Below are 508 nucleotides of genomic sequence, written 5' to 3'. Positions count from 1 at the left end.
CGCATCCTCGTCAAACCCACCCACATGATCGGCGGCTACGCGCAGCTGTCCTGGGCCTTCAACTACCTCGGGCCCACCGGCAACCAGCGCGACATCGTCTCCGTGGTCCGCAAGCGCTCCCAGGAGGTCCAGTACTGATGCGAGTCATGGCCCAGGTCGCCATGGTGATGGCCCTCGACAAGTGCATCGGGTGCCACACCTGTTCGGTGACGTGCAAGCAGGCGTGGACGAACCGCGCCGGCACGGAGTACGTGTGGTTCAACAACGTGGAGACCCGTCCCGGGCAGGGCTATCCCCGCCGGTACGAGGACCAGGAGAAGTGGAAGGGCGGCTGGGAGCTCAACCGCCGCGGCAACCTCAAGCTGAAGTCGGGCGGGCGCTGGGCGAAGCTCGCGGGCCTGTTCGCCAGCCCCGTCCAGCCGGAGCTCGACGACTACTACGAGCCGTGGACCTACGACTACGAGACCCTCACCAACGCCCCCGCCGGCACCGACTTCCCCGTCGCCCG

1 pseudogene is annotated in these 508 nt (G+C 67.5%); it reads left to right on the top strand.

Going from position 1 to position 508, the window contains the following annotated elements:
- Positions 1-137: 137 nt before the first annotated feature.
- A pseudogene (gene narY / locus RF640_RS19155) lies at positions 138-508 on the top strand (nitrate reductase subunit beta); the annotation flags it as partial.

Source organism: Kocuria sp. CPCC 205231, from assembly GCF_040980965.1.
Classification (GTDB): domain Bacteria; phylum Actinomycetota; class Actinomycetes; order Actinomycetales; family Micrococcaceae; genus Kocuria; species Kocuria rosea.
This window is presented reverse-complemented; position numbering and strand designations above follow the sequence as displayed.